This is a genomic window from Nocardiopsis sp. CNZ308 (genome assembly GCF_004217075.1).
This window is the reverse complement of record NZ_SHKJ01000001.1, coordinates 4,493,613-4,517,490: the sequence shown is the minus strand read 5'-3', so window position 1 is coordinate 4,517,490 and position 23,878 is coordinate 4,493,613. Positions and strand designations below refer to the sequence as shown.

At 73.3% G+C, this 23,878-nt stretch carries 20 protein-coding genes; 13 read left to right on the top strand and 7 right to left on the bottom strand.

Annotation, left to right across the window (positions count from 1 at the left end; genetic code table 11):
• Window positions 1–145: 145 nt before the first annotated feature.
• A complete protein-coding gene (locus EV372_RS19435) occupies window positions 146–1,120 on the bottom strand; it encodes an alpha/beta fold hydrolase (protein ID WP_130397136.1) in 975 nt (324 codons plus the stop codon).
• Between the two features lie 54 nt (window positions 1,121–1,174).
• Here EV372_RS19435 and EV372_RS19430 point away from each other — a divergent pair, with 54 nt between their 5' ends.
• Entirely contained in the window at window positions 1,175–1,831 is a 657-nt protein-coding gene (locus EV372_RS19430; protein ID WP_130397135.1) for a TetR/AcrR family transcriptional regulator, read from the top strand.
• A 307-nt stretch (window positions 1,832–2,138) separates the two neighbouring features.
• The gene (locus EV372_RS19425; RefSeq protein ID WP_130397134.1) at window positions 2,139–2,648 is read left to right on the top strand and encodes a hypothetical protein; all 510 of its coding nucleotides are present in this window, start codon (window positions 2,139–2,141) and stop codon (window positions 2,646–2,648) included.
• Window positions 2,649–2,742: 94 nt separating this feature from the next.
• Here the strand turns inward: EV372_RS19425 and EV372_RS19420 are convergent, their stop codons facing one another.
• Entirely contained in the window at window positions 2,743–3,120 is a 378-nt protein-coding gene (locus EV372_RS19420) for a MerR family transcriptional regulator (protein WP_130399004.1), read from the bottom strand.
• A 113-nt stretch (window positions 3,121–3,233) separates the two neighbouring features.
• Between EV372_RS19420 and EV372_RS19415 the strand changes: the two genes are divergently transcribed.
• The 3 genes from EV372_RS19415 (at window position 3,234) to EV372_RS19405 (ending at window position 6,693) form a co-directional block, all read left to right on the top strand.
• Window positions 3,234–4,307, top strand: coding sequence for an alkene reductase (locus tag EV372_RS19415; protein WP_130397133.1), 1,074 nt, complete (start codon window positions 3,234–3,236; stop codon window positions 4,305–4,307).
• 380 nt (window positions 4,308–4,687) lie between these two features.
• On the top strand, window positions 4,688–5,623 hold the full coding sequence (locus EV372_RS19410; RefSeq protein ID WP_130397132.1) for an alpha/beta hydrolase: 936 nt from the start codon (window positions 4,688–4,690) through the stop codon (window positions 5,621–5,623).
• 128 nt (window positions 5,624–5,751) lie between these two features.
• The gene (locus EV372_RS19405) at window positions 5,752–6,693 is read left to right on the top strand and encodes a GntR family transcriptional regulator (protein WP_130397131.1); all 942 of its coding nucleotides are present in this window, start codon (window positions 5,752–5,754) and stop codon (window positions 6,691–6,693) included.
• A 111-nt stretch (window positions 6,694–6,804) separates the two neighbouring features.
• Here the strand turns inward: EV372_RS19405 and acnA are convergent, their stop codons facing one another.
• Window positions 6,805–9,588, bottom strand: coding sequence for an aconitate hydratase AcnA (acnA, locus tag EV372_RS19400; RefSeq protein ID WP_130397130.1), 2,784 nt, complete (start codon window positions 9,586–9,588; stop codon window positions 6,805–6,807).
• A gap of 447 nt (window positions 9,589–10,035) precedes the next feature.
• Between acnA and EV372_RS19395 the strand changes: the two genes are divergently transcribed.
• The 7 genes from EV372_RS19395 to EV372_RS19365 all read left to right on the top strand — a co-directional run bounded on the left by EV372_RS19395 (window position 10,036) and on the right by EV372_RS19365 (window position 18,014).
• Window positions 10,036–11,037 carry a tripartite tricarboxylate transporter substrate binding protein gene (locus EV372_RS19395; RefSeq protein WP_130397129.1) on the top strand — a complete coding sequence of 334 codons (1,002 nt, stop codon included), beginning with the start codon at window positions 10,036–10,038 and terminating at the stop codon, window positions 11,035–11,037.
• Window positions 11,034–11,780 (top strand): tripartite tricarboxylate transporter TctB family protein, encoded by a 747-nt coding sequence (locus tag EV372_RS19390; RefSeq protein WP_130397128.1) that lies wholly within the window; start codon window positions 11,034–11,036, stop codon window positions 11,778–11,780. Before EV372_RS19395 ends, EV372_RS19390 begins: the two co-directional genes overlap by 4 nt.
• A 5-nt stretch (window positions 11,781–11,785) precedes the next feature.
• On the top strand, window positions 11,786–13,318 hold the full coding sequence (locus EV372_RS19385; RefSeq protein WP_197044450.1) for a tripartite tricarboxylate transporter permease: 1,533 nt from the start codon (window positions 11,786–11,788) through the stop codon (window positions 13,316–13,318).
• Between the two features lie 155 nt (window positions 13,319–13,473).
• The gene (locus tag EV372_RS19380; RefSeq protein ID WP_130397126.1) at window positions 13,474–14,601 is read left to right on the top strand and encodes an MFS transporter; all 1,128 of its coding nucleotides are present in this window, start codon (window positions 13,474–13,476) and stop codon (window positions 14,599–14,601) included.
• Between the two features lie 319 nt (window positions 14,602–14,920).
• The gene (locus EV372_RS19375) at window positions 14,921–15,892 is read left to right on the top strand and encodes an RNA polymerase sigma-70 factor (RefSeq protein ID WP_130397125.1); all 972 of its coding nucleotides are present in this window, start codon (window positions 14,921–14,923) and stop codon (window positions 15,890–15,892) included.
• A gap of 324 nt (window positions 15,893–16,216) precedes the next feature.
• Window positions 16,217–16,957, top strand: coding sequence for an SDR family oxidoreductase (locus EV372_RS19370; RefSeq protein ID WP_130397124.1), 741 nt, complete (start codon window positions 16,217–16,219; stop codon window positions 16,955–16,957).
• Between the two features lie 163 nt (window positions 16,958–17,120).
• Entirely contained in the window at window positions 17,121–18,014 is an 894-nt protein-coding gene (locus EV372_RS19365) for an alpha/beta fold hydrolase (protein WP_130397123.1), read from the top strand.
• Between the two features lie 45 nt (window positions 18,015–18,059).
• Here the strand turns inward: EV372_RS19365 and EV372_RS19360 are convergent, their stop codons facing one another.
• Both EV372_RS19360 and EV372_RS19355 read right to left on the bottom strand, forming a co-directional pair.
• Window positions 18,060–18,332 carry a hypothetical protein gene (locus EV372_RS19360; protein ID WP_130397122.1) on the bottom strand — a complete coding sequence of 91 codons (273 nt, stop codon included), beginning with the start codon at window positions 18,330–18,332 and terminating at the stop codon, window positions 18,060–18,062.
• Window positions 18,333–18,381: 49 nt separating this feature from the next.
• Window positions 18,382–20,064, bottom strand: a complete 1,683-nt coding sequence (locus EV372_RS19355) for a sodium:solute symporter family protein (RefSeq protein ID WP_013152041.1) — start codon at window positions 20,062–20,064, stop codon at window positions 18,382–18,384.
• Between the two features lie 932 nt (window positions 20,065–20,996).
• On the opposite strand from EV372_RS19355, the gene EV372_RS19350 reads away from it, so the two are divergent.
• Entirely contained in the window at window positions 20,997–22,001 is a 1,005-nt protein-coding gene (locus EV372_RS19350; RefSeq protein ID WP_130397121.1) for an arabinan endo-1,5-alpha-L-arabinosidase, read from the top strand.
• Window positions 22,002–22,154: 153 nt separating this feature from the next.
• On the opposite strand, the gene EV372_RS19345 is transcribed toward EV372_RS19350, so the two are convergent.
• Window positions 22,155–22,916 carry a methyltransferase domain-containing protein gene (locus EV372_RS19345; RefSeq protein WP_130397120.1) on the bottom strand — a complete coding sequence of 254 codons (762 nt, stop codon included), beginning with the start codon at window positions 22,914–22,916 and terminating at the stop codon, window positions 22,155–22,157.
• Window positions 22,917–22,941: 25 nt separating this feature from the next.
• Entirely contained in the window at window positions 22,942–23,733 is a 792-nt protein-coding gene (locus EV372_RS19340; RefSeq protein ID WP_253797165.1) for a thioesterase II family protein, read from the bottom strand.
• Window positions 23,734–23,878 lie beyond the last annotated feature (145 nt).

Here is a 23,878-nt window from a genome sequence, read left to right as displayed (position 1 = left end):
GTGGTGCCCGCGAACGGTCCGGGGCAAGCGCGCCCCGGAGCAAGCGCGCCGCTGGCCCCAGGGCCGGTCGTCATCCGTCCCGGGGTCGCTCGGCGCCCGGCTCCGGGACGGTCAGCACCCGTCCCGAGGCCTGTGGGCGCCCGGTTCAGGACCGGTCGGCCCCGTCCAGGAAGGCGTCGATGTCGGCGGCCACCTCCTCGGGGTACTCGCCGTTGATCGCGTGCGAGGCCTCCGGGTAGACCTCGACTGTGCCGTGCGGCAGGGCGCGCTCGGCGGTGGCCGCGGCGGTGTCGGGGTCGTGCATCACCGACCGTCCGGCGACGAACGCCAGCACGGGCATGTCCAGGTCCGTGAGGGCCTCCTCGCTGATCCGGCCGGGCGGGGGCAGCTTGAGCGCGTAGTTCTGCATGGCGGACTCGATCATCCGGGCGACCGGGACGTCCTCCACCGGAGCGCCGCCCGCGGTCCAGGAGTTGAAGCCGTCGCGCCAGGAGCGCGGCAGCCAGGGCAGCGAGGCGGGCAGGGAGCGCAGGACCGCCTCCAGGGGCATGTCGTCGAAGACGAACACCGGGTCGACCAGCGTCACCGAGGCCACGAGAGCGGGTTCGCGGACGGCCAGGTTGGTCGCCGACCAGCCCCCGATCGACAGCCCCACCAGGTGGAACCCCTCCTCGGGCAGGCCGTCGAGGGCCTGGTGCAGCCACGCCGCCTGGTCGGCGTCGTCCTCGATCGGCCGGTCCTGCACGCTCATGCCGGGTTCGCCCAGCAGATCAATCGTGTAGACGTCCGCGACCTCCAGCAGGGAGGGCAGGTTGTCCGCCCAGACCGGCGAGGGCGCCGCCCGGCCGGGCAGCAGGACCAGCGGTTCCTCCCGGTCCCCCGCGCCCTCGAAGCGGTACATCCGCACGACTCCGTAGTCGGTGCGCACGTCGATCTCGGCGTCGGGTCGGGGCAGGTCGGCCATCGCCGCCTCGTAGGTGCGCATGAAGGCTTCCCGCCCCTCGGCCGAGCGCCAGTGCCCCACCGGGGAGGGCGTGCGCAGGGCGATCGCGGCGAGGAGCACCGCGACGACCACGGCGCACGCCACGATGATCCACCGGTTGCGCTTCTTCTTCTGCATGACAGCCCCTAACCGATTGGTAAGTAATCTGACCATACGGTAAGTTCTGGAGTCATGACAAGAGAGAACCCCCGGTCGCAGGAACCCGGACACAGGCACGAGCAGCCAGAAGGGCCGACACGGAGACAGGAGCGCGAGCCCCGCAGGCCCACCCTGACCGAGCAGGCGCGGCGCGCGCAGCTCATCGACGTGACGGTCCGGCTCATCGCCGAGCACGGGGACGCGGCCACCTCGCTGGCCCGTATCGCCGAGGCCGCGGGCATCACCAAGGCGGCGGTGCTGTACCACTTCCGCTCCAAGGACGCCCTGGTGCGCGCGGCGCACGAGAGCGCGCTCAGCAGTCTGGTCGAGCACGTGGGCCGGGCCGTGGAGAGCGCCGACGCCGAACGGGCCCCCGCCGCCTACATCCGCTCGATGGTCGGCTACCTGCGCGACCACCCGGGCCACACCCGGGTGGTCATCGCGGCGGTGAGCGACGAGGACCGCCGCTCCAGCCAGCGCTGGCGCCCCCTGGCGGACCTGATGGCGGCCGCCCGGCGGGCGCGCGGAGCGGACTCGGGCACGGAGGGGCCGGACCTGCGCACCACGGCGCTGATCGTCGGCGGCGGCATGGACGCGATCGTGGCCGAGCACCTGGACCACCCCGACTACGACCCGCTCGCGGCGGCCGAGGAGCTGGTCGCCATGCTCGACGGCGTCCTCTTCTCCTGACCGGCGGCGAACCGGCGCGGGGCTCCCACGGCCCGCGTTCCCCACCCGCGCCCCGCCGGGGCCTGTCCGGGTCCGCCCTGACAGCGTCTTCGGGGCCGACAACCGCGGGACGCACCCGGGGGGCGCGCCGGAGTCTCGGCCCCGGCCTCGGCGGCTTCAGCGACGGCACTGATCGACACGACCTCGGACGCGGTACCACCGGACCGGTGTACACGTTGGCCAAACCAGGCCAAATACTTTCAAAAGACCGCGCATGAGGCATGACTCCTGCAACGATGACGCTTCCATCAGCCCCTCAGGAGCGTCCATGCCACGTCTTGCCCCGCGCGCCGCCGCGATCATCGCGGCCGCCGTCACCGCCGCCTCACTGCTGTCGGCCCCCGCACAGGCCGCCTCCACCACCGGAGCGCTCATGGTCACCCAGGTGCGCCCCAACGCCGCCGGGTCGGACACCTCCAGCAACGTCAACGGGGAGTACTTCCTCATCAGGAACGTCACCACGCGCACCGTCAACGTGGGCGGGTACGTCCCCGACATCACCACCAACACCTACGGGCGGCCGCTGCCCTCCTACAACCTGCCCGCGGGGGCGACGGCCTACGTGCGCACCGGCAGGGGCACCCACCGGCGCGACTCCAACGGCTACCACCAGATCTACCGGGGCTACGACCGCCACGTCCTGCTCAACAGCAGCACCAGCCGCAACCCCGACCTGCGCCTGAAGCGTCCGGGCAGCGCCGACAACAACTCCAGCACGGGCACCATCAGCTCCTGCAACTGGGGCAACGCCGCCAACGGCACCACCTACCGCTGCTGACCGATGCCCGGGCCCGGCCCCGTCGACCGATGGGGCCGGACCAGACGGAGTGGGACAGGACGGACCGGGACGGGACGGGAAAGGCGGGGGCGCGTCAGGCGGCGGCGCCGGAGCGGAACCGCTTCCGGTAGACGCGGGCCGCCTCCATCAGGCCGTCCAGCGTGTCGCGCGTGCGCACCAGTTCGGCGATGTGCTCGGTGAGCCGGTCGCGCTCCTGGGCCATGCGCTCGATCGCCGCGTCCGAGTTCCCCTCGCTGGGCGCCTCCGCGCAGGGCAGCACCTCGGCGATGGTGCGGCTGGACAGCCCGGCGGCGTACAGCCGCTGGACGAAGGCGACGCGCTCGACGGCGGCCTCGGTGTAGTGCCGCTGCCCGCTGTCGCTGCGGGCGCTGGTGAGCAGCCCCTGCTCCTCGTAGTAGCGCAGGGACCGGACGCTCACGCCCGTCCGCCTGGCGAGTTCCCCGATGCGCACGACTTCCTCCCCCGTGACCTGCGGCACAACCGCTTGCCCCTCACATCAATGTGAGGTTTTAGCGTAGTCGACGTACCCGACCGGGGTACACCGCCCACGGAGGAGAACCTGTCGTGACCAGCCTTTTCCAGCCCTACCGGCTCGCCGACCTGCACCTGCCCAACCGGGTCGTGATGGCGCCGATGACCCGCGTCCGCGCCGCCGAGGGCGGGTTGGCGACGCCGTCCATGGCGGCGTACTACGCCCAGCGCGCGACCGCCGGGCTGATCGTCTCCGAGGGGGTGCAGCCGAGCCTGGTGGGGCAGTCCAACCCGGGAACGCCGGGGCTGTACACCGACGAGCAGGTCGCCTCCTGGAAGCCGGTGACCGAAGCGGTGCACGCCAACGGCGGTCGCGTCTTCGCCCAGATCATGCACGGCGGACGCGTCTCGCACCCCGAGACCACCGGAACGCGGCCGGTCGGCCCCTCGGCCGTCGCGGCCACGGGCAACGTGTTCACGCCGAGCGGCCCCCAGCCCGTTCCGGTGCCGCGTGCGCTGGAGAAGGCCGAGGTCCCCGAGCAGGCCGAGTCCTACGCCCGGGCCGCACGCCGCGCGGTCGCCGCCGGGTTCGACGGGGTCGAGCTGCACGGGGCCAACGGCTACCTGATCTCGCAGTTCCTCTCGGACAACGCCAACCTGCGCACCGACTCCTACGGGGGCTCGGTGGCCAACCGGATCCGGTTCGCCGTCGAGGCGACCGCCGCCACCGCCGACGCCGTGGGGGCGGAGCGCACGGGTATCCGCCTCTCCCCCGGCGCCGGGTTCTGGGGGGTGAAGGAGACGGGCGTGCGTGAGCTGTACACCGCGCTGCTGGCCGAGCTGGCCCGGATCGGGGTGGCCTACGTCCACCTCGAAGCCACCGCCGACGAGGAACTGCTGCTGGAGCTGCGCCGCGCCTGGCCGGGCGCCCTCATCATGAACCCGGTGCTCCCCATGGGCCCCAAGCAGGTCGGCCGGGCGGAGGCCGACCACTGGCTGGGGCTGGGGGCCGACCTCATCAGCTTCGGCCGCGCGTTCATCGCCAACCCCGACCTGGTGGAGCGGCTGCGCACCGGGCTGCCGCTCGCGCCGGTGGACGAGGCGACCTACTACCAGGGCGGCGACCGGGGTTACCTGACCTACCCGGCGTACCAGTACAGCGCGTAGGTTCCAGGGCTGCGCTGGTCATGGCCTGGTTCCGGCCAGTCCTGCCCGGTGTCCGCGCGCGGGCGTGAAAGTCCGTGTGGAACCGCGTGGAAGACGCGGGGCAGCGGAGGAAACTCCGGGAACGCGGCGGCCCTTCCGGGAAAACTCCCCGGAAGGGCCGCCGGGGCGCCGCACCCCCGCCTTCCAGGATCGCCTCGCGGGGCGCGGGCCCCGCCGGATGTCCGGGCACGCGACCAGGGCATCCACCGCCACACCCCGTTCCGGTATGCTCCGGACGGCATCCGCGCCGCCCGGCGGCGGACGGCGCGACGCCCCGCTCGCCCGCCCGCGAACCGAGGGAGGCACCGCGTGCCGACGACCACCGTCCCAGGACCGCTGCCATGAGGCTGTCGAGGGTGGCACCGGAGCTGCGCGGCCCCCTGCTCCGTTCACCGGAAGTCCCCGTACACCGCCCCTGGGCCCTGCGACTCACACGCAAGCTGATGGAGGACCTGGACGCCCAGCACCTGCCCGGCGTCACCATGGAACTCCCCGAGGAAGCGGCCCCCGGCGTACGGGTCTACCGCCCCGACGACAAGCACTCGGACGGCGCCCTCGTCTGGATCCACGGCGGCGGCCTGGTCATGGGCCGCGCCGTGCAGGACGACCCGCTGTGCAACGCCACCGCCCGCCAGCTGGGCGTCACCGTCGTCTCCGCCGAGTACCGCATGGCCCCCGAGGACCCCTACCCCGCCGCCCTGGACGACTGCCACGCCGCCTGGACCTGGCTCCAGGACAACGCCGCCTCCCTGGGCGTGGACCCCGCGCGCGTGGCGATCGGCGGTCAGAGCGCGGGCGGCGGCCTCACCGCCTCGCTCGTCCAACGACTGCACGACGAGGGCGGCGCGCAACCGGTCGGGCAGTGGCTGCTGTGTCCCATGCTCGACGACCGCACCGCCGCCCGGCGCGACCTGGACAGGGTCCGCCACCGCATCTGGAACAACGAGGTCAACCGCTTCGGCTGGCGTTCCTACCTGGGCACCGACCCCGGCGCGGCCACGGTCCCGCGCTACGCCGTGGCCGCACGCCGCGAGGACCTCAGCGGCCTGCCGCCCGCCTGGATCGGCGTCGGCGACATCGACCTGTTCCACAACGAGTCCCGCGAGTACGCGCACAGGCTGCGCGCCGCCGGCGTGGACACGACCTTCCACCTGGAGCCCGGCGCTCCCCACGGGTTCGACTCCTGGGGCGCCAAGACCTCCGTCGCCCGCGACTACCTCGACCGGGCACGGACCTGGCTGGAGAAGGCCCTGGCCCGCGAGCTGAACGGCTCCTGACACCCGTTCGGGCCCGACCCCGGACGCCCGCTCCCGAGGCCCGGCCCCGAACGCCCGGGCATCCGCGCCCCCGGCCGGAAAGCACCGGCATCATAGGGAGGGAACGCAGCCACACGACGGGAACGCGCATGACCGGAGCAGTCGAGACGGGCGCCAGGAAGAGCGCGGACGGCCGGGCCTCCGCGCTCGCGCTCTCGCTCGCGACCCAGATCAGCGAGCTGGCGCGGACGGGCGGCCTGGACGAGGGCGCGCACCTGACCGAGCAGTGGATCGCCGACCGGCTCCAGGTGTCGCGGTCCCCGGTGCGGCGCGCGCTGGCGCTGCTGGACGAGATGGGGATCGTCGAGCACATCCCGAACCGGGGGTACTTCCTCGCCCGGCCGGGCAGCGAACTGGCCTCCGTGGACGCCGTTCCGGAGCGGGACGGGCAGGAGGACCTGTACTTCCGCGTGGTGGACGACTTCCTCAACGACCGGCTCGACCGGGAGTTCACGGCCGCGGAGATCGCGCGCCGCCACGGGGTGGCGGCCCGGCACGTGCAGCAGGTCCTGGTCCGGATGGAGGCCGAGGACCTGGTGCGGCGGCGGACGGGCCGCGGCTGGGAGTTCCAGGAGGTGCTGTCCACCGCCGAGGGGCACGACCACAGCTACCGGTTCCGGATGATCGTGGAACCCGCCGCGCTGCTGGAGCCGGGGTTCGCGGTGGACGCGGAGGCCTTCGCGCTCCACCGGGAGCGCCAGGAGGGCCTGGTGCGGGGCAGGGCGCTGTCGTCGGCGCGCGGCACCCTGTTCCAGACGGGGGCGGAGTTCCACGAGATGCTCGTGGGGTGCGCGAACAACCCGGTCCTGCTCGACGCGGTGCGTCGGCAGAACCGGGTGCGCAGGCTCATCGAGTACCGCCACCAGGTGGACCGCACGCGGATGGTGCACCAGGCCCGCGAGCACCTGCTCCTGATGGACCTGCTCGAGGAGGGGCGGACCGAGGAGGCCTCCCGGGCCCTGTACGCGCACCTGGACCGGGTCCGGTGGATCAAGACCGGGATCGGCGCGGAGCCGCCCGCCCTGCTGTGACGGGCGGCCGTCCCGTGGCCGGTCCCCGGCACGCGCGCGGCCACGGCCGGGCCCGCCGCGCCCCCGGTTCGGCGGGCCGGGCGCGCGGGCGTTCGCCGGACGGGGACGGCCTCAGACGGGACGGCGGTCCGCGAAGCGGCGCGCCACGTAGGGCATCGTGCCCCCGTGCCGCAGGTAGGCGACCTCGTGCCCCGAGTCCAGGCGCAGCAGCACCGTGTGCTCCCGCGCGCTCCCGTCGGCCCCGGTGACCCTGAGGACGAGCGGCGTCACCCCCACCCCGATCCCGCCGAGCCCGAGGACGGTCAGGCGCTCGCTGCCGTCGAGCCCCAGGTCGGCCGCGGTGCTCCCCTCGGGGAACAGCAGCGGCAGGACCCCCATGCCGATGAGGTTGCTGCGGTGGATGCGCTCGAAGCTCTCCGCGATCACCGCCCGCACGCCCAGCAGGGCCTGGACCTTGGCCGCGACGTCGCGGCTCGACCCCGTCCCGTAGGACCGGCCCGCCAGGACCACCAGGTCCACCCCGGCCTCGCGGTAGGTCGCGGCGGCGTGGAAGACCGGTTCCACGCGCGAGCCGTCGAGGACGCGGGCGTGCCCTCCCCTGCCGCGTTCGCCCTCCGGCAGGAGCAGGTTGGCCACGGCCGGGTTGGTGAAGGCGCCGCGCAGCATCACCTCGGGGTTGCTGCGCCGGGTGGAGTACTGGTTGAGGTCGCGCGGTTCGGTGCCCCGTTCCCGCAGGTAGGCGCCGGCCAGGCTGTTGCGGGGGATGGCCCCGGCCGGTGAGATGTGGTCGGTGGTGACGTGGTCGCCCAGCCACAGCAGGACCCGGGCGTCCTCGACCCGGACCTCGCTGCCGGGTTCGGGGCGCACGCCGGTGAGGTAGGGCGGTCGGCGGATGTAGGTGGAGTGTTCGCTCCAGGGGAAGTGCGTGCTCCCGGCCGCGTCCAGCGCCCGCCACTGCTCGGTGCCCTCCCAGACCGCGGCGGCGTTCTCCCGGAAGGCCTGCGGGTCGACGGCCTTCTCCGCGACGCGCGCGACCTCCTCGTCGTCGGGCCACAGGTCCGCCAGGTACACCGGATCGCCGTCGCGGTCGCGGCCGAGCGGCTCGGCGGCGAAGTCGTGCAGGACCGTTCCGGCCAGGGCGTAGGCCACGACGAGGGGCGGCGAGGCCAGGTAGGCGTGCGAGACGCGCGGGTTGACCCGGCCGGGGAAGTTGCGGTTGCCGGACAGCACGGCCGCGGCCTCCAGTCCCTCCCCGGCCAGTTCCTCCAGTGCGGGGACGAGGGGTCCGGAATTGCCGATGCAGGTCATGCAGCCGAAGCCGACGGTGTGGAAACCGGCCGCCTCCAGGGGCTCCATCAGCCCGGCCTTCTCCAGGTAGCCGACCACCACCCGCGATCCCGGGGACAGGGTGGTCTTGACCCAGGGCTTGACGCGCAGGCCGCGTTCCATGGCCCGTGCCGCGAGCAGACCCGCCTGAATCATCAGCGCGGGGTTGGCGGTGTTGGTGCAACTGGTGATGGCGGCGATGCCCACGGGTCCGCGCGGGAGGGGTTCGCCGAAGACGTCCTCCCCCGTCGCGGTGCCCGCGGCACCGTCCGAGCCGGGACGGGGAGCCGGTGCCGGAGTCGCGCCCGTGTCCGGGTTCAGGTCCGAGGCCGCGGCCGGGCCCGCCGCCGTGTCCGGGGCCGGAACGCTCTCCGGCGCGGAGGCGGTCTCCAGGAAGGACGCGGGCACCCGGGACAGCGGAACGCGCTGGTCGGGGCGGTGCGGCCCGGCCAGGCAGGGCTCCACCGCGTCCAGGTCGAACTCCACGAGCCGGTCGAAGCGCGGCTCCGGGGAGTCCGCGCCGCGCACCAGCCCCTGGGCGCGCATGTAGGCGTCCACCGCCTCCACGTGCCCGTCCTCGCGCCCGGTCAGGAGCAGGTAGTCGCGGACCTCGCGGTCGTAGGGGAAGTAGGCGCACGTGGCGCCGTACTCGGGCGCCATGTTCGCCACCGCCGCGCGCGCCGACCAGGACAGGCCGTCGATCCCCGGCCCGCAGAACTCCACGAACGCGTCCACGACACCCGTCGCGCGCAGCAGCTCGGTCAGCGTCAGCGCCAGGTCGGTGGCGGTGACGCCGCGCCGCAGGCTCCCGGTGAGCCGGACGCCGACGACCTCGGGGAAGTTGAGCATCACGGGTTCGCCGAGCATGGCGGCCTGCGCCTGGAGGCCGCCCACGCCCCAGCCCAGGACGCCGATGGCGTTGATCATCGGCGTGTGGCTGTCGGTGGCCACGAGGACGTCGGGGTACAGGAGGTCGGGGCCGTCGCCACCGTCCTCGCGCCAGACCACGCGGGCGAGGGTCTCCATGTTGACCTGGTGGATGATGCCCCGGCCCGGGGGGACCACGCGGAAGCCGCGCACGCTGCGCTCGGCCCACTTGACGAACTCGTACCGCTCGGCGTTGCGGCGGAAGTCGATGTCGAGGTTGCGGGCGAAGGCGGCGGCCGAACCGTGCGCCTCGGCGATCACGGAGTGGTCCACGACCAGGTCGGTGGCGATCACCGGGTTGACGTCCGCGGCGTCGCCGCCCAGTTCGGTGACCGTGTCGCGCAGGGCGGCCAGGTCGGTGAGCGTGGGCAGGCACGTGGTGTCGTGCAGCATCATCCGGTTGGGGTGGAAGGGGACCTCGCAGTCCCCGCCGCCCGAGCGCACGCGGGCGAGCACCGCGGGCAGGGCCTCGGGCGCCCGGCGGGCCGCGTTCTCCACCAGGACGCGGACCGTGTAGGGCGTGCGGTCCAGCTCGTCGGGGGTGAGCAGCCGGTCGAGCGCGACGTAGCGGAACTCGCTTCCGGCCGCGTTGAGTACCGCTGTCGCGGCGGTTCTGGCGGTTGTGGCCCCGGAGTCGTCCATCGTCCCCCCACGCTGGTCCTCGGGTGCGCCGTTTCCCGGAGCACCCATGATTGTTCTAGCAAAGAGACTAGTACAAAGTGGAAACACCGGAGGAAGCCAGCCCCGGGAGCGACAGCCGGACCCCCGAGGCGTCCCGCCAGGCCGCGACCGACCCGCCCCTCCGCCGCGTCCTTGCAGCGGGCTTGGACGCCCGAACCTCGCCACAAGCACGAGACCACCCAGGTCGGAACGCCGTACTCCGCGCCGACCGCACCCCCGTCGCCCCCGGTCCCACGCGGGGCGAACCGGGGGGTTCCCCAGGGGTGACGAGCGCTGATCTCGGGTTCCGCATATTGCACTCGCGTTCATATTGGTGCAATATCTCCAGGTGTGTGCCCCGCCTCACGAGGCACACGTCACACAGGGACCGGGCCCCGGCACCGGTCACCCGACCCGTGGGGGAGAGCAATGCAGATAACGGCTCCGAGCCGACGCGAGGCGATCGCGGGTGCGATCGGAGCGGTCGCCCTCGCCGGTGCCCTGGTGGAGGTCCGCGCTGGCGAGACCTCCCGTGAAGCGGGTACGGGCGGTGGGCGCCTGGAGATGGTGGTTCCCGCCGCGGCGGGCGGCGGCTTCGACACCGTCGCCCGGCAGACGCAGTACGCGCTCCAGCAGAACGGCCTGGCCAGCGGGGTCGAGGTGCTCAACCTGCCCGGTGGCGGCGGCACCGTGGGCCTCAACCACACGGCGCGGCAGCGCGGGCGCGGGGACGTGCTCATGGTGATGGGCAGCTCGATCCTGGGCGGCATCGAGATCACCGGTTCGCGGACCACCCTGGCCGACATCACGCCGCTGGCCCGGCTGGCCGAGGACTACATCGTGGTCGCGGTCCGCCGGGACTCCCCGCTGCGGACCCTGGAGGACCTGGCCGCGGCCTGGACCGAGGCGCCCCGCGACCTCGTGGTGGGCGGGGGCGCCATCGGCACCTCGGACCACCTGCTGGCGGCGCTGATGCTCGACGGGCTCGGGGTCTCGCCCTCCGAACTGAACTACATCGTCTACTCGGGCGACGGCGAGGTGCTCACCTCCCTGCTCTCGCACACCTCCGACATCGCGGTGTCCAGCTACAACGGCTTCCAGTCGCAGATCGAGGCCGGGAAGGTGCGGGCGCTGGCCGTCTCCGCCGCCGAACCGCTGCCCGGCGTGGACGTCCCCACGCTGCGCGAGGCGGGCATGGACCTGGACCTGGCCAACTGGCGCGGCCTGGCCGCGCCGGGCGGGCTGGACGAGGACCAGCGCGGGGTCCTGCTGGACCTGACCCACGCGCTGGTCGAGACGCCGGAGTGGCAGGAGGCCGTGGAGCGCTTCGGGTGGCGGGAGGCGTTCGTCGCCGGGGAGGACTTCGACGCGTTCCTCACCGAGGAGACCGCGCGCCTGGAGCAGATCATCGAGGGATTGGGACTGTCGTGACCCGAGAAAGACCCGCCGGGGCGCAGTCCCCGGACACCGACGCGCAGACCGGCACGGGCACCGTGCCCGCGAGCGGGAGCGAGGCGCGGGCCAGCACCCGGACCGGGGCCGCGAACGGCGACGGGAAAGCTGTCGGGAGCGTGACCGGCGGCCGGACCGGCGCCGACACCGGCGCCCCGGAACCCGGGGCCGGGTCCGACACCGCCGCCCCGGAGCCCGAGCCCGCGGCTGACCCCGCGCCCGTCACCCCCGGCACGGCGCTGGCCGTGCCCGCGGTGACCCTGGTGACGGCCCTCTTCCTGCTCGTGGGAGGCATGGCGGTCCGCGTGCCGGAGAGCAGCGGTTTCCTGGGCCCGCGGTTCTTCCCGCTGACCGTGGGCGCCCTCCTGGGCGTCACGGCGTGCGTGGCGGGGGTGCGCGCGGTCCTGGCCGTGCGGCGCTCCCCGTCCGCCGGAACCACCGGAACCCCGGCGGCAGCCGACGACGCGAAGAGCGAACACGGCGACTGGCGCACCCTGGGCGTCATGGCCGCGACCCTGACCGCCCACGTCCTGCTGCTCCAACCGCTCGGCTGGCTGCTCTCGGGCACCCTGCTCTTCTGGGGCGTCAGCTTCGCCCTGGACCGGCGCTCACCCCTGCTGGACCTGTGCGTGGCCGTGGCCCTGGCCGCGATCGTGCAGATCTGCTTCTCCGGCCTGCTGGACGTGTCGCTGCCCAGCGGCCTGCTCGGAAAGGTCCTGTGAACACCGTGGACACCTTCTCCCTCCTGATGTCGGGGTTCGCCGAGGCGCTGACCCCCGTCAACCTGCTCTGGTGCCTCCTCGGCGTGGTCCTGGGCACGGCCGTGGGCGTCCTTCCGGGGCTGGGCTCGTCCATGGCGGTCGCCCTCCTGCTCCCCCTGACCTTCCTGCTGGAGCCGACCGCGGCGTTCATCATGTTCGCGGGCATCTACTACGGCGGGCAGTTCGGCGGCGCGACCACGTCCATCCTGCTCAACACCCCCGGGCAGAGCTCCTCGATCGCCACCGCGTTCGAGGGCCACACCATGGCGCGGCGCGGCAGGGCCTCCCAGGCGCTGGCGGCGGCGGTGATCGGCTCCTTCGTGGGCGGCATCGTGGCCACGACCGCCGTGGCCTTCTTCGCCCAGCGCATGGTGGTCCTGGCGCTCGGGTTCGGACCGGCCGAGTACTTCGCGCTCGCCGTCCTGGCCTTCGTGTGCACCGCCGCCGTCGTGACCTCCTCCCCCCTGCGGGGCATCGCCGCGCTGGGCATCGGCCTGGCCGTCAGCGTGGTCGGCATCGACGACCAGAGCGGCGCCATCCGCCTGGCCCTGGGCGTCCCGCAGCTGCTGGACGGGGTCAGCATCGTCGTGATCACGGTCGGGCTGCTGGCCGTGGGCGAGGTCCTGCACACGGGGTTCCGGCCGGGCCGGGCCCCCGCCGGACAGCTGGTCGCGTCGGGCACGCCGTGGCTGGGACGGGCGGACCTGCGCCGCTCATGGAAGCCCTGGCTGCGGGGAACGGCGCTGGGCCTGCCCTTCGGCGTGATCCCCGCGGGCGGTGCCGAGATCCCCACCTTCCTGTCCTACGGAGCCGAGAAGGCGCTCGCCAGGCGGCGCGGCGACAGCGAGTTCGGCCGGGGCGCGATCGAGGGCGTGGCCGGTCCCGAGGCGGCCAACAACGCGACCACGGCGACCGCGATGGTCCCCCTGCTCGGCCTCGGCCTGCCCACGTCCGCGACGGCCGCCGTGATGCTGGCGGCGTTCCAGCAGTACGGGATGCAGCCGGGCCCCCTGCTCTTCGAGCAGGAGGGCGACCTGGTCTGGGCGCTGCTGGCCAGCATGTTCATCGGCACGTTCCTGCTGCTGGTGATCAACCTGCCCTTCGCCCCGCTGTGGGCGCGGCTCCTGCGCCTGCCCCAGCGCCACCTGTTCGCGGGGTTGATGGTCTTCGCCACGGTGGGCGTGTACTCGGTCAAGGGCTCGGTGTTCGACGTCGTCCTGCTGTTCGCGGTAGGCGCCCTCGGGCTCCTGATGCGCAGGTACGACATCCCCGTGGCGCCGGTCCTCATCGGCGTCATCCTGGGACCGCTGGCCGAAGGCGAGCTGCGCCGGGCGATGGCCGCGAGCCAGGGCGACGTGTCGGTCCTGTTGGACAGCGGCATCGCGGTCGGCATCTACACCATCCTCGTGGCGGTGGTGGCGGTCTTCGCGGTCAAGCGGGTGCGGGACCGGCGCCGGTCCGCGACCCCGGCCGACGAGCGCCGGGTGGACACCGTGTAGAACCGGATGGTCACGTCATCGGATGACCCCGGGGGACCCCCAGCCCCCGGGACGCCGTCGCGTCGGGCGGGGAGTACACGGACGAGGGGGAGAGAACGTTGGGAAGAGGCCGCGTCAGGGGGGCGTCGTGGCTCTGGCCGCTGTTACTGAGCGTCATGTTCACCCACACCGCGCTCAACCTCGCCCGTCCCCTGGTCTCGTACCGGACGATCGCCCTGGGCGGCGACGCCGTGGCGGTGGGCCTGGTCACCGCCGCCTACGCGCTGCTGCCCCTGCTGGTGGCGGTCCCGCTGGGGCGGGCGACCGACCGGTCCCGGCGCATGGCGTGGATCGTCGGCCTGGGCGCGGCGGTGCTCGGCGCGGGCTCGCTGCTGCTGGCGTACGGCACGGACCTGTTCGCGATCGCCGCGGCCAGCACGGTGCTGGGCACGGGCCACCTGCTGTGCATGGTCGCGGGTCAGGGGCTCATCGCGCGCCTGGCCGCACCGGGGAACCTGGACCGCGACTTCGGGTGGTTCACCGCGGCGGCCTCCCTGGGCCAGCTCGTGGGCCCCCTGCTGTCGGGCGCGATGCTGGCCGACGCCTCGGGGGACGCGCTGCTGTCGGCGACCTCCTCCGCCCTGCTCGTCGCCGCGGTGACCGGCGGCCTGGGGCTGGTGCCGATCCTGGCCTTCGTCCGGGTGCGCATGCCCGCGCCCTCGCGCAAGAAGGGGTCGGGGAGGACCCCCGCACGGGAACTGCTGCGCAGGCCGGGCCTGCCCTCGGGGCTGTTCGCCAGCCTCGCGCTGCTCTCGGCCGTGGACATCCTCACCGCCTACCTGCCGCTGGTCGCCGAGAACCGCGGCATCTCGCCGATGACGGTCGGCGTCCTGCTGAGCCTGCGCGCGGGGTTCTCGCTGCTGTCCCGCCTGGTGCTGTCCCGGCTGGTGCGGCGCTGGTCGCGCGAGACGCTGATCGCGGTCAGCGCCGGGGCCGCGGGCCTGTCGATGGCGGCGGTGGCCCTGCCGGTCAGCAACGTGTTCGTGCTGGGCGCGGTGCTGGCCGTCGGGGGGTTCCTGCTGGGCCTGGGCCAGCCGCTGACGATGTCGGCGGTGGCCACGGCAGCCCCGGAGGGCTCGCGCGGGGCCGCCCTGGCGCTGCGGATCTGGGGCAACCGGCTCGGACAGGTGGGGATCCCGGCCGTGGGCGCGGGGGTCGCGGGCGCGGTGGGCGCGTCCGGGGCGCTGTGGTTCGCGGCGGTGGTGCTCGTGGCGTCGGCGGTCACGGCGGCCAAGCAGATCTGACCCGCCTCCGGGGCTCGCGGGGCGGGCGGGAAGCGTGAGGGGCCAGGTGCGCACGGGGCCGCCCCGACCACGCGAAACAGACGCCCACGGAGAACCAGGTGCGCCTGCGACGCGCGAGCCGCACAAGCACCCTCGACCACGGGTGGACGGTCAGCACCAGGCACCCGATGCGCATGGGACGCGTGGGTTCTCCGGGTGCCCCGGGGCGCGCAGGTCCACCGTGCCTGCCGGGCACTCCGCCGGTGCCCCGGTAGGTTGGCGAGGGGCGCGTGTCCCGTGCCCGGGCAGCAGGTCAGAACCGGTGAAGGTGGTCGCGCCCATGCAGTCAGCCGTCCCACGGGAGTCCGGCCCCCTGGAGGAGGCCGCGAGGGCCTTCACCGGTGTGCGCCCGCGCCTGTTCGGCATCGCCTACCGGATGCTCGGCAGCTGGGCCGAGGCCGAGGACCTGGTCCAGGAGGTCTGGCTGCGGTGGCAGAGGACGGACCGCGGCGTCGTGGAGGACCCCGCCGCCTTCCTGGCCACGACGACCACGCGCCTGGCCATCAACGTCCTGAAGTCGGCCCGGGTCCGCCGTGAGGCCTACGTGGGGCCGTGGCTGCCCGAGCCCGTGGACACCGGCGCCGACCCCGGGGTCGGCGCGGAGCGCGGCGCGGCGGTCGAACTCGCCCTCCTCCTGCTCATGGAGAGGCTCACCCCCACGGAGCGGGCCGCCTACGTCCTGCGCGAGGCCTTCGACTACCCCTACGACCGGATCGCCGCCGTCGTACGGACCGGCGAGGCCAACGCCCGCAAGCTGGTCAGCCGCGCGCGCGGGCACCTGTCCGGCGGTCGGGCCGAGCCGGTGAGCCCGCAGGAGCACCGGAAGCTGGTGAGCGCCTTCCTGGCCGCCGCCCAGGCGGGCGACCTGGCCGCTCTGGAGGCGCTCTTCGCCGAGGACGTGGTCAGCCGCTCCGACGGCGGGGGCCGGGTGCGCAACAGCGCCCGCGTCCCCGTCGCCGGCAGGGACCGCGTGGCCAGACTCCTCCAGGCCTTCGCCCCGCGTTTCTGGCCGGGCTCGCGCACGGAGATCGCGGAGATGAACACGAGACCCGGCCTCGTGGTGTCGCGGGACGGGACGCCCTTCGCGCTGCTGTCCATCGACGCCTCGGCACAGGGCATCCACCAGCTCCTGTGGGTGATGAACCCGGACAAGATCGCCTCCTTCCGGCGCTCCTCGCAGGGCGTCGTCGGCGCTCCCGGGAGCCCGCCGGGCGCCGGGGACCCGTCGAGCGCCGGGGAACCGACCTGCTGAGCGGCGCCACCGGCGCCAGGTGTCCCAGCGGGCGCACGCGCCCCTGCGGACCCTTCCCCGCCACGCGGCCACGGCCGGCAGCCGGTCTTCGGCGTCCCTCGGTGAGGTCCTCTCCCCCGGGCCGCCCGTCCGTGTCACAAACGCGGCCGCTGCCCTGTCCGAGTGGATGAGGGCCGCACCGGTTGTCCGGACCGCGGCGCTCACGCGCCGTTCGCGGCAGGCGCGGCGGAGGAACCCGCCAGCCGCCCGCGACGGCCGCTCGGTCGGCGTACCGGGGCCCCACGCGCCCCGGACGCCACAGGTTGTCAGGCGTAGGAGGTAACGATGAAGATCGTGGTCGTCGGCGGTACGGGCCTCATCGGCTCGCAGGTGGTCTCCCTGCTCGGGGAGCGGGGCCACGAGGCGGTCGCCGTCTCCCAGTCGACGGGCGTCGACGTGCTCACCGGCGAGGGGCTCGGGCAGGCCCTGGCGGGCGCGGACGCGGTCGTGGACGTGACCAACTCCCCGTCCTTCGAGGACGGGGCCGCGCTGGACTTCTTCACCCGGTCGACGAAGAACCTGACCGCGGCGGGACGGGAGGCGGGGGTGGGCCACCACGTCATCCTGTCCATCGTCGGCGTCGACCGGGTTCCCGGGCTGGGCTACTACCGGGCCAAGGTCGCCCAGGAGGAACTCCTGGCGCAGAGCGGGGTGCCGTACAGCATCGTGCGCGCCACCCAGTTCTTCGAGTTCGTGGACTCGATCATGGCGTTGACCACGGACGGGGACACCGTGCGCCTGCCCTCCACCCTGATGCGGCCCATCGCCTCCGCCGACGTCGCGGCCGCGGTCGCGGACACGACGCGGGGGGAACCGCTGAACGGACGGCGCGAGATCGCCGGGCCCGAGGTGCTGCGGCTCGACAGGCTCGGGGAGATCACCCTGGCCGCGCGCCCGGACGGGCGCTCCGTCACCAGGGACGAGAGCGCCGGGATGTTCGCGGGCATCCCGGACGGCGTCGTCAGCGGTGACGGCTCCGTGCCCACCGCCACCACGCGGTACGAGGACTGGCTCCGGCGGTCCTGACCCGGGCCACCGGTCCACCCGGGCCCGCACCGGGTCGCGTACCCGGCGCGGGCCCCGCGCACTCCCCCCCCTGTTCGAACACCTCCCGGGGGCGTACGATGGGGCGTCAGGTGTGTCGGCAGTCGGGTCCACCGGCCCCGGCGTCTCCACGGAACCAGGCAACGTGAACCACCCCGCCCCCTCTCCCGCACAGCGCGTCTACCGTTCCCGGACCACCAGACAGGCCGTCCACGACTGGTGCTGGGACAGGCTCAACGCCCAGTCCCCGCTCACCCCGCTCGCGACCGTCCCCTGTTCCCTGGGCGTCACCCGCGTCTTCACCGCCCCCGGAGGCCCCGGCACCCCGGTCCTCGTGCTCCCCGGATCGGTCCTGAGCGCGGCCACACTCCTGGACGCCGTCCGCGTCCTGTCCGAGGACCGCCCCGTGCTGGTCGCCGACCCGCCCGGGCAGCCCGGGCTCAGCGACGGCGACCGTCCCCTGGTCGGGCGCCCGGCGTACTACGGCGGCTGGCTGGACGAGGTGCTGCCGCAGGTCACCGACCGCCCGGTCCTGGTCCTGGGCCACGGCGTCGGCGCGGCCATCGCGCTCTCGGCGACCCCCGGGCCCCTGGTGGCCGGGCTCTGCCTGGTCAACCCCGGCGGTCTGACACCGGCGACCGGCGGCACCGCCCTGGCCGCCGCCCTGGTGCGCTGGAGGTTCCACCCCGACGCCCGGTCCAGCTCCGCGCTGCTGCGCGCCATGTGCGGCCCCGGCTCGGCCGAACCCCGGGACACCACCCTGCTGGAGTGGACGACCCTGGTCGGCCGGTCCTGCCGCGCGGTCAACGTGCTGCCGCCCCGGCCGCTGCGCGCGGAGGCCCTCCACCACTGGCGGCGGACCCCGGTGAGCGTCGCCACCGGGTCGCACGACCCCTTCTTCTCCCCGGACCTGCTGTACAGCCCGGCCCTGCTCTTCCTGGACGCCGCGGTCCACACCGTCCAGGGCGCGGGGCACCTCGCGCTGCACGAACGCCCCGACCTGGTGCGGGACCTGCTGCGGGGGTTGCCCAGCGCCTGAGGCCCCGGGCGCGCGACGCGCCCGGGGCCCGTGCGTCCGCGCGGATCAGGCCCCGGTGCCGGGGCCCGGCTCCTCGGGGGCCTTGAGCGGCTTGACCAGCGCCCAGCCGCCCATGAACACGGCGAAGGCCAGCATGCCCAGACCCGACCACAGGTTCAGGTTCGTTCCGCTCTGCTCGATCTGCTCCGGCGTGGCCGCGAACCCCATGACCGTCAGCACGACGCCGTAGACGGCGAACAGCAGCGCGATGATCGTGCGGATGTCGAAGACCCGGGAGGCGGTGCGGCCCTTCCTCTTTCCGGGGCTGTCAGCACTCATCGGATGACCTCCTCAGCTTGTCTCAGCACGGTGCACCTCTCGGGGTCGCTCAGGCGAAGATGATGTTCAGGACGATGACGAGTACCAGGGCGATCCCGGCGAGCAGCCCCGGCCGGCGGTACCAGCCGGCGTCCTCACCGGTGGTGGAGGCCTTGCGCGACTCGCGCGGGGTCAGCGAGTGCACCAGGCCCACCAGCTCGGAGTCGGGCTTGGGCCGGGTGAACATGGTGACCACGACGCTGACGAGGATGTCGACCACGAAGGCAGCTCCCGCGCCGACGAAGCTCGCGCCCTGCGCCGACAGGGCCAGGACGCCGGTCTCGGCGAGCAGGAACACGCCCACGGCGGCCAGGGTTCCCGCCGCCAGGCCGCTCCAACCGGCGTGGGGCGTCATCCGCTTCCAGTACATGCCGAGGATGAACGTGGCGAACAGCGGCGCGTTGAAGAACGAGAACAGCTGTTGCAGGTAGTCCATCAGGTTGGAGTAGCCCGAGGCGATGAACGCCGTGCCCACGGCGCCGACGGTGGCGCCGACCGTGACCCACCGGCCCATGCCCAGGTAGTAGGAGTCGGGCCGGTTCTTGACGACGTAGGCCTGCCAGATGTCGTACGTGAACACGGTGTTGAACGAGCTGAGGTTGGCGGCCATACCGGCCATGAACGACGCGAGCAGACCGGCCAGGGCCACGCCCAGCAGACCGTTGGGCAGCACGTCGCGCATCAGCAGCAGGATCGCGTCGTTGTAGTCGACGCCGGGGTTCTCACCGGCCTTGAGCTGGACCATCTCCGAGACGCTCACGCCCGCGATCATCCCGGGGATGATGACGATGAACGGGATGAACAGCTTGGGGAAGGCGCCGATGATGGGGGTGCGCATCGCGGCCGACATGCTCTTGGAGGCCATGGCGCGCTGCACCTCGACGAAGTTCGTCGTCCAGTAGCCGAACGCGAGGACGAAGCCGAGGCCGAAGACGATGCCGAGGATGCTCAGGAAGCTGTCGCCGAAACCGGTCAGCGCGTTGCCCGGCCAGGCGGAGAGCTGTTCGGCGCCCTGCGGGGAGGCGGTGACCTCCTCCACCAGGCCCGACCAGCCGCCGACCCGGTTCAGGCCCGCCAGGGTCAGCGGCAGCAGCGCCGCGACGATGACGAAGAACTGGAGCACCTCGTTGTAGATCGCCGCGGAGAGCCCGCCCAGCGCGGTGTAGCTGAGGACGATCGCGGCGGCGACCAGGAGCGACAGCCACAGGGGCCAGCCCAGCAGCGCGTCCACGATGGTCGCCAGCAGGAAGAGGTTGACGCCCGCGATCAGGATCTGGGCGACCGCGAAGCTGATCCCGTTGAGCAGGTGGGCGGCGGTGCCGAAGCGGCGGAGCATGAACTCGGGGACGCTGCGGACCTTGGAGCCGTAGTAGAACGGCATCATGACCAGGCCCAGGAACAGCATCGCCGGGACGGCGCCGATCCAGAAGTAGTGCATGGTCGGCATGCCGTAGTTGGCGCCGTTGGCCGACATGCCGATGATCTCGATGGCGCCGAGGTTGGCCGCGATGAAGGCCAGACCCGTCACCCAGGCGGGCAGGGAGCGCCCCGACAGGAAGAAGTCGAGGCTGTTGGAGACCGAACGCCGGGCGATGAAGCCGATGCCCAGCACGAACGCGAAGTACACCGCGAGCAGGGTGTAGTCGATGGCGTTGGCGTCCAGCCGCAGGGAGTCCTGTGCTAGCACGGTCACGTCGGCTGGTCCCCCCTCGACGCGGCGGCCCCCGCGTGGAAGGCCTGTTCACACCTTCGGACGTGGTGCGCGCGGGTCACCACCGGATCTCGGGCGACGCAGGACGCGGCGTCGCGAACCGGTACCCGTATCTCCACCTCAGGACGGGGTGCGCCCATGTTCTTACTCCGTTCACGCATGTGCGCCGTGCGCATGAGGACCATTCCCCACATTTTTCCACGGAACCAAACATTAACCATCAAGGTAAGCAACCATCTTGCACAAGCACCGACGTGTCAAGGGTCTGGCGCCGCCCTGTTCGGGGTGGCGCTCGCGACCCCGTACCGGGTCGCGGGCACCGGAGGGAGCGGCGTCGCGGGAGCCTTCTCCTCGGGCGCCGGGGGGGCAGGGGCGCCTGTGCACCTACCCCGCCGGAACGCGCCTATCGTGTGCATCCGGGGCTGTTTCTCATGAAACGCCGCCGCCGGAGACGGCTCGGCGGCACCGGGAACGCCGAGGCGGACAGTGCGCGAAGGAGGGTTGACGCTGCGCGACCGCGACCTTACGATGCACGCACGGTGACGGGACGCCTCCGCCACCGCGCACCATGCACGCCGCCCCACCCCACGGCACACGACCCCCGGTGCCGACACGGACTTCCGGTGGACCACCCCCGCACCCGGACGGCCCGAGGGCGGACCGCGACGCGCGGCCCGTTCCGCGCCCGCACGACCCCCCGTTCCGGCCTCCGCAGCACGCCGCTCCCGCGGCACGCATTGTTAGCGCTAACAACACATGGATGACACGTCCTCGCACGGCGACGCGGAACCCGTCTCCCCTGGTATCCAGGCGCTTCCCGGACCGGGGCCCCTCCGCTCCGGGACACTCCGCGACCCGGAACACGGCCTCACAGCGGCACCCACCCCCCAGAACCGAGCCCGAGGAGGCTCCCCATGACGGAACACCCGCGAACCCTCTCCCGCCGAAGAATGCTGGGCTCCGCCCTGGCCGCGGGAGCGCTGGCCGCGACCACGACCGCCGCCGACGCGGTCGGCGCCCGGCCCGCAGCGGCCGCCGACTACCCCGGACCCGGCCACGTGACCGGCGACGTCCGGGTGCACGACCCGTCCTTCGTCAAGCGGCCCGGGGGCGGCTACCTGGTCGCCCACACCGGCGACGACCTGGCCCTGAAGACCTCCGCCGACCGGACCGCCTTCCGCGACGCGGGCCCGGCCTTCCCCGGCGGCGCCCCCTGGACCAGCCCCTACACGGGCGGCGCACGCAACCTGTGGGCCCCGCACCTGTCCCACGCCGACGGGCGGTACCGCCTCTACTACTCCGCCTCGACCTTCGGCTCCAACCGGTCCGCGATCTTCCTGGCCACCAGCACCAGCGGGGACTCGGGCACCTGGCGCGACGAGGGCCTGGTCATCGAGTCGTTCCCCTCCGACGACTTCAACGCCATCGACCCCCACCTGGAGGTGGACGGCCAGGGCCGCTGGTGGCTGGCGTTCGGCTCGTTCTGGTCGGGGATCAAGATGGTGCGCATCGACCCGGCGACCGGCAAGCGCGGCGACCGCGTCCTGCACTCGATCGCGGGCCGCGGCGGCGACGCCGTCGAGGCGCCGACCCTCTTCCAGCGCGACGGCTGGTACTACCTGTTCGTCTCCTTCGACCTGTGCTGCCGGGGAGCGGACAGCACCTACCGCATCATGGTCGGCCGCTCCACCAGCGTCACCGGCCCCTACCGCGACCGCGCCGGAAGGGCCATGACCGCGGGCGGCGGCACCGAGGTCCTGTCCGGCCACGGCGGTGTGCACGGCCCCGGCCACCAGGACGTCTTCGCCGACACCGACCACGACATCCTCGCCTACCACTACTACGCCGACGACGGCACGGCGCTGCTGGGCGTCAACTGGCTCGGCTGGGACTCCGCCGGATGGCCGTACGTGCACTGACACCGCTCCGGTGGCGTCCCGGAACCGGCCCGCCTCGGGCCCGGGGGCGGTAGCCGCGGCGGGGCGCAGCCGCCCCGCCAGCGGGACACGGCCGCACCCCGGCGGGGACGGCGCCCCCGCCCCGGAGGGCGGGGGCGCCGCCGACGGGACCGGTCAGCGGCCCCGGTCGGGCTCCGGAAAGGTGAGGACGCCGATCTCGGGGGCTCCGGGCAGACCGGGATCGCCGACCAGGCGCCCGGTCATACCGGCTTCCTCCGCGAGCCCGGCGATGCTGAGGTTCTCCCACACGTAGGTGTCGCTGGTGCTGCGCACCAGCGTGTCGCCGTGGAGGACCTTCCAGGTGGTCTCCCACCGGAGGACCTCGGTCTCGGCGCCCTCGACGGGCTCGGCCCGCGTCCACCATTCGTAGGTCTGCTCGCCGATGCGCTCCCGCAGCATGCGGAAGGGGGGAACGGCCCTGGCGGAACCGGTGCCCATGAGTTCCACGACGACCGGCGCACCGGGCGGGACGTGGGCCCTCAACTCGTGCCACAGCGCCAGCCGCTCGTCCTTGGTGAGGTGACCGACCACTCCGAAGACGACGACCGCGCCGACCCGGTCGGGCAGCCTCAGGTGTTGGGCGGGTTCGGCGCTGATGGTCACGCGTCGGCGCAGGTCGTCGTTGCCGACGACCCGGCTGGTGAGCATCGCCCGCATGGGCGCGGACGGTTCCGCGGCGATGATCGAGGCACTCGGCAGGGCCTCCGCTATCACTTCCGTGATGCGGCCCGTGCCGGCTCCGATCTCGACGACGGGGCCCGTGCCGGGGACGACCCCGGCCAGCGCCGCGCGCAGCGGTCCGGCGCTGGTGCGCACATGGCGTGCCGCGACCATCTCGTAGAACTCGGCCGAGGCCGTGTAGTAGTCGGCGACCATGGTGATCTCCCTTGTCGTAGTGGCGTCAGGGTGTGCTGGGCCAGGTGGGCGCCGTCTCGGTCGGTGCGTGGCCCAGGGCGCGGGCGACAGCCGCCGCGACCAGGCGGCGCTGTTGGGCGAGGAAGAAGTGGCCGCCCGGGAACACCTCGGTCGTGACCTCACCGGTCGTCGTGGTCTTCCAGGTCGCCGCGGCCTCCTCGGAGCACTCCGGGTCCTGTGCGCCGACGAAGACGTGCACGGGTATGTCGAGCGGTTCCGCCCGGGTGGGCTGGTAGGTCTCGATCAGCCGGTAGTCGTTGCGCACGTAGCGCAGGACCGCGGTCCGCAGCTCCTCGTCGGCCAGGACCTCCGGCGGGGTGCCCCCCAGCCGGGTCAGGTCGGCCGCCAGGTGCTCGTCGTCGCGCAGGTGGACGTCGCCGGGCCTGACGTGCAGGGGCGCGGGCCGCCCCGAGGCGAACAGCCGGACCGGGGCCGGGATCGCCCTCCGGCGCGCTTCGAGGGCCACCTCGTAGGCCACGGCGCTTCCCATGCTGTGGCCCAGGAGCGCGTAGGGGCGGTCCAGGAGGGGATCGAGCGCGTCCACGACCGCGTCGACGACCTCGGGCATCGTGTCGACCATGGGATCCCCGAACCGGTCCTCGCGCCCGGGGTACTGCACGGTCAGCGCCTCGATACCGGGCGGCAGCAGGTACTGCCACGGGCGCAGCGAGGAGGCCGACCCCCCGGCGTGGGGCAGGCAGACGAGCCGCACGTCCGCGCGCGGGCGGTGCTGGGGCCTACGCAGCCACGGGCTGATGGGCGAATGCCGCAGGTCCATGGGAATTCCACTCCTCGCGATCTGTTCCGGAGAAAAGAGAATGGCTTTTAATGGCGCCGCCATTGGCGACACCGGTGACATTGATCTCGGATCGCATATTTCCAATCGGGTTGGAAATCGCATCCGCGCGCTGTAAAGTTATCAG

Coding starts and splice junctions, on each gene's coding strand:
- EV372_RS19435 (WP_130397136.1), bottom strand. CDS start 1,120: ATGCAGAAGAAGAAGCGCAACCGGTGGATCATCGTGGCGTGCGCCGTG.
- EV372_RS19430 (WP_130397135.1), top strand. CDS start 1,175: ATGACAAGAGAGAACCCCCGGTCGCAGGAACCCGGACACAGGCACGAG.
- EV372_RS19425 (WP_130397134.1), top strand. CDS start 2,139: ATGCCACGTCTTGCCCCGCGCGCCGCCGCGATCATCGCGGCCGCCGTC.
- EV372_RS19410 (WP_130397132.1), top strand. CDS start 4,688: ATGAGGCTGTCGAGGGTGGCACCGGAGCTGCGCGGCCCCCTGCTCCGT.
- EV372_RS19405 (WP_130397131.1), top strand. CDS start 5,752: ATGACCGGAGCAGTCGAGACGGGCGCCAGGAAGAGCGCGGACGGCCGG.
- acnA (WP_130397130.1), bottom strand. CDS start 9,588: ATGGACGACTCCGGGGCCACAACCGCCAGAACCGCCGCGACAGCGGTA.
- EV372_RS19395 (WP_130397129.1), top strand. CDS start 10,036: ATGCAGATAACGGCTCCGAGCCGACGCGAGGCGATCGCGGGTGCGATC.
- EV372_RS19380 (WP_130397126.1), top strand. CDS start 13,474: ATGTTCACCCACACCGCGCTCAACCTCGCCCGTCCCCTGGTCTCGTAC.
- EV372_RS19375 (WP_130397125.1), top strand. CDS start 14,921: ATGCAGTCAGCCGTCCCACGGGAGTCCGGCCCCCTGGAGGAGGCCGCG.
- EV372_RS19370 (WP_130397124.1), top strand. CDS start 16,217: ATGAAGATCGTGGTCGTCGGCGGTACGGGCCTCATCGGCTCGCAGGTG.
- EV372_RS19360 (WP_130397122.1), bottom strand. CDS start 18,332: ATGAGTGCTGACAGCCCCGGAAAGAGGAAGGGCCGCACCGCCTCCCGG.
- EV372_RS19350 (WP_130397121.1), top strand. CDS start 20,997: ATGACGGAACACCCGCGAACCCTCTCCCGCCGAAGAATGCTGGGCTCC.
- EV372_RS19345 (WP_130397120.1), bottom strand. CDS start 22,916: ATGGTCGCCGACTACTACACGGCCTCGGCCGAGTTCTACGAGATGGTC.
- EV372_RS19340 (WP_253797165.1), bottom strand. CDS start 23,733: ATGGACCTGCGGCATTCGCCCATCAGCCCGTGGCTGCGTAGGCCCCAG.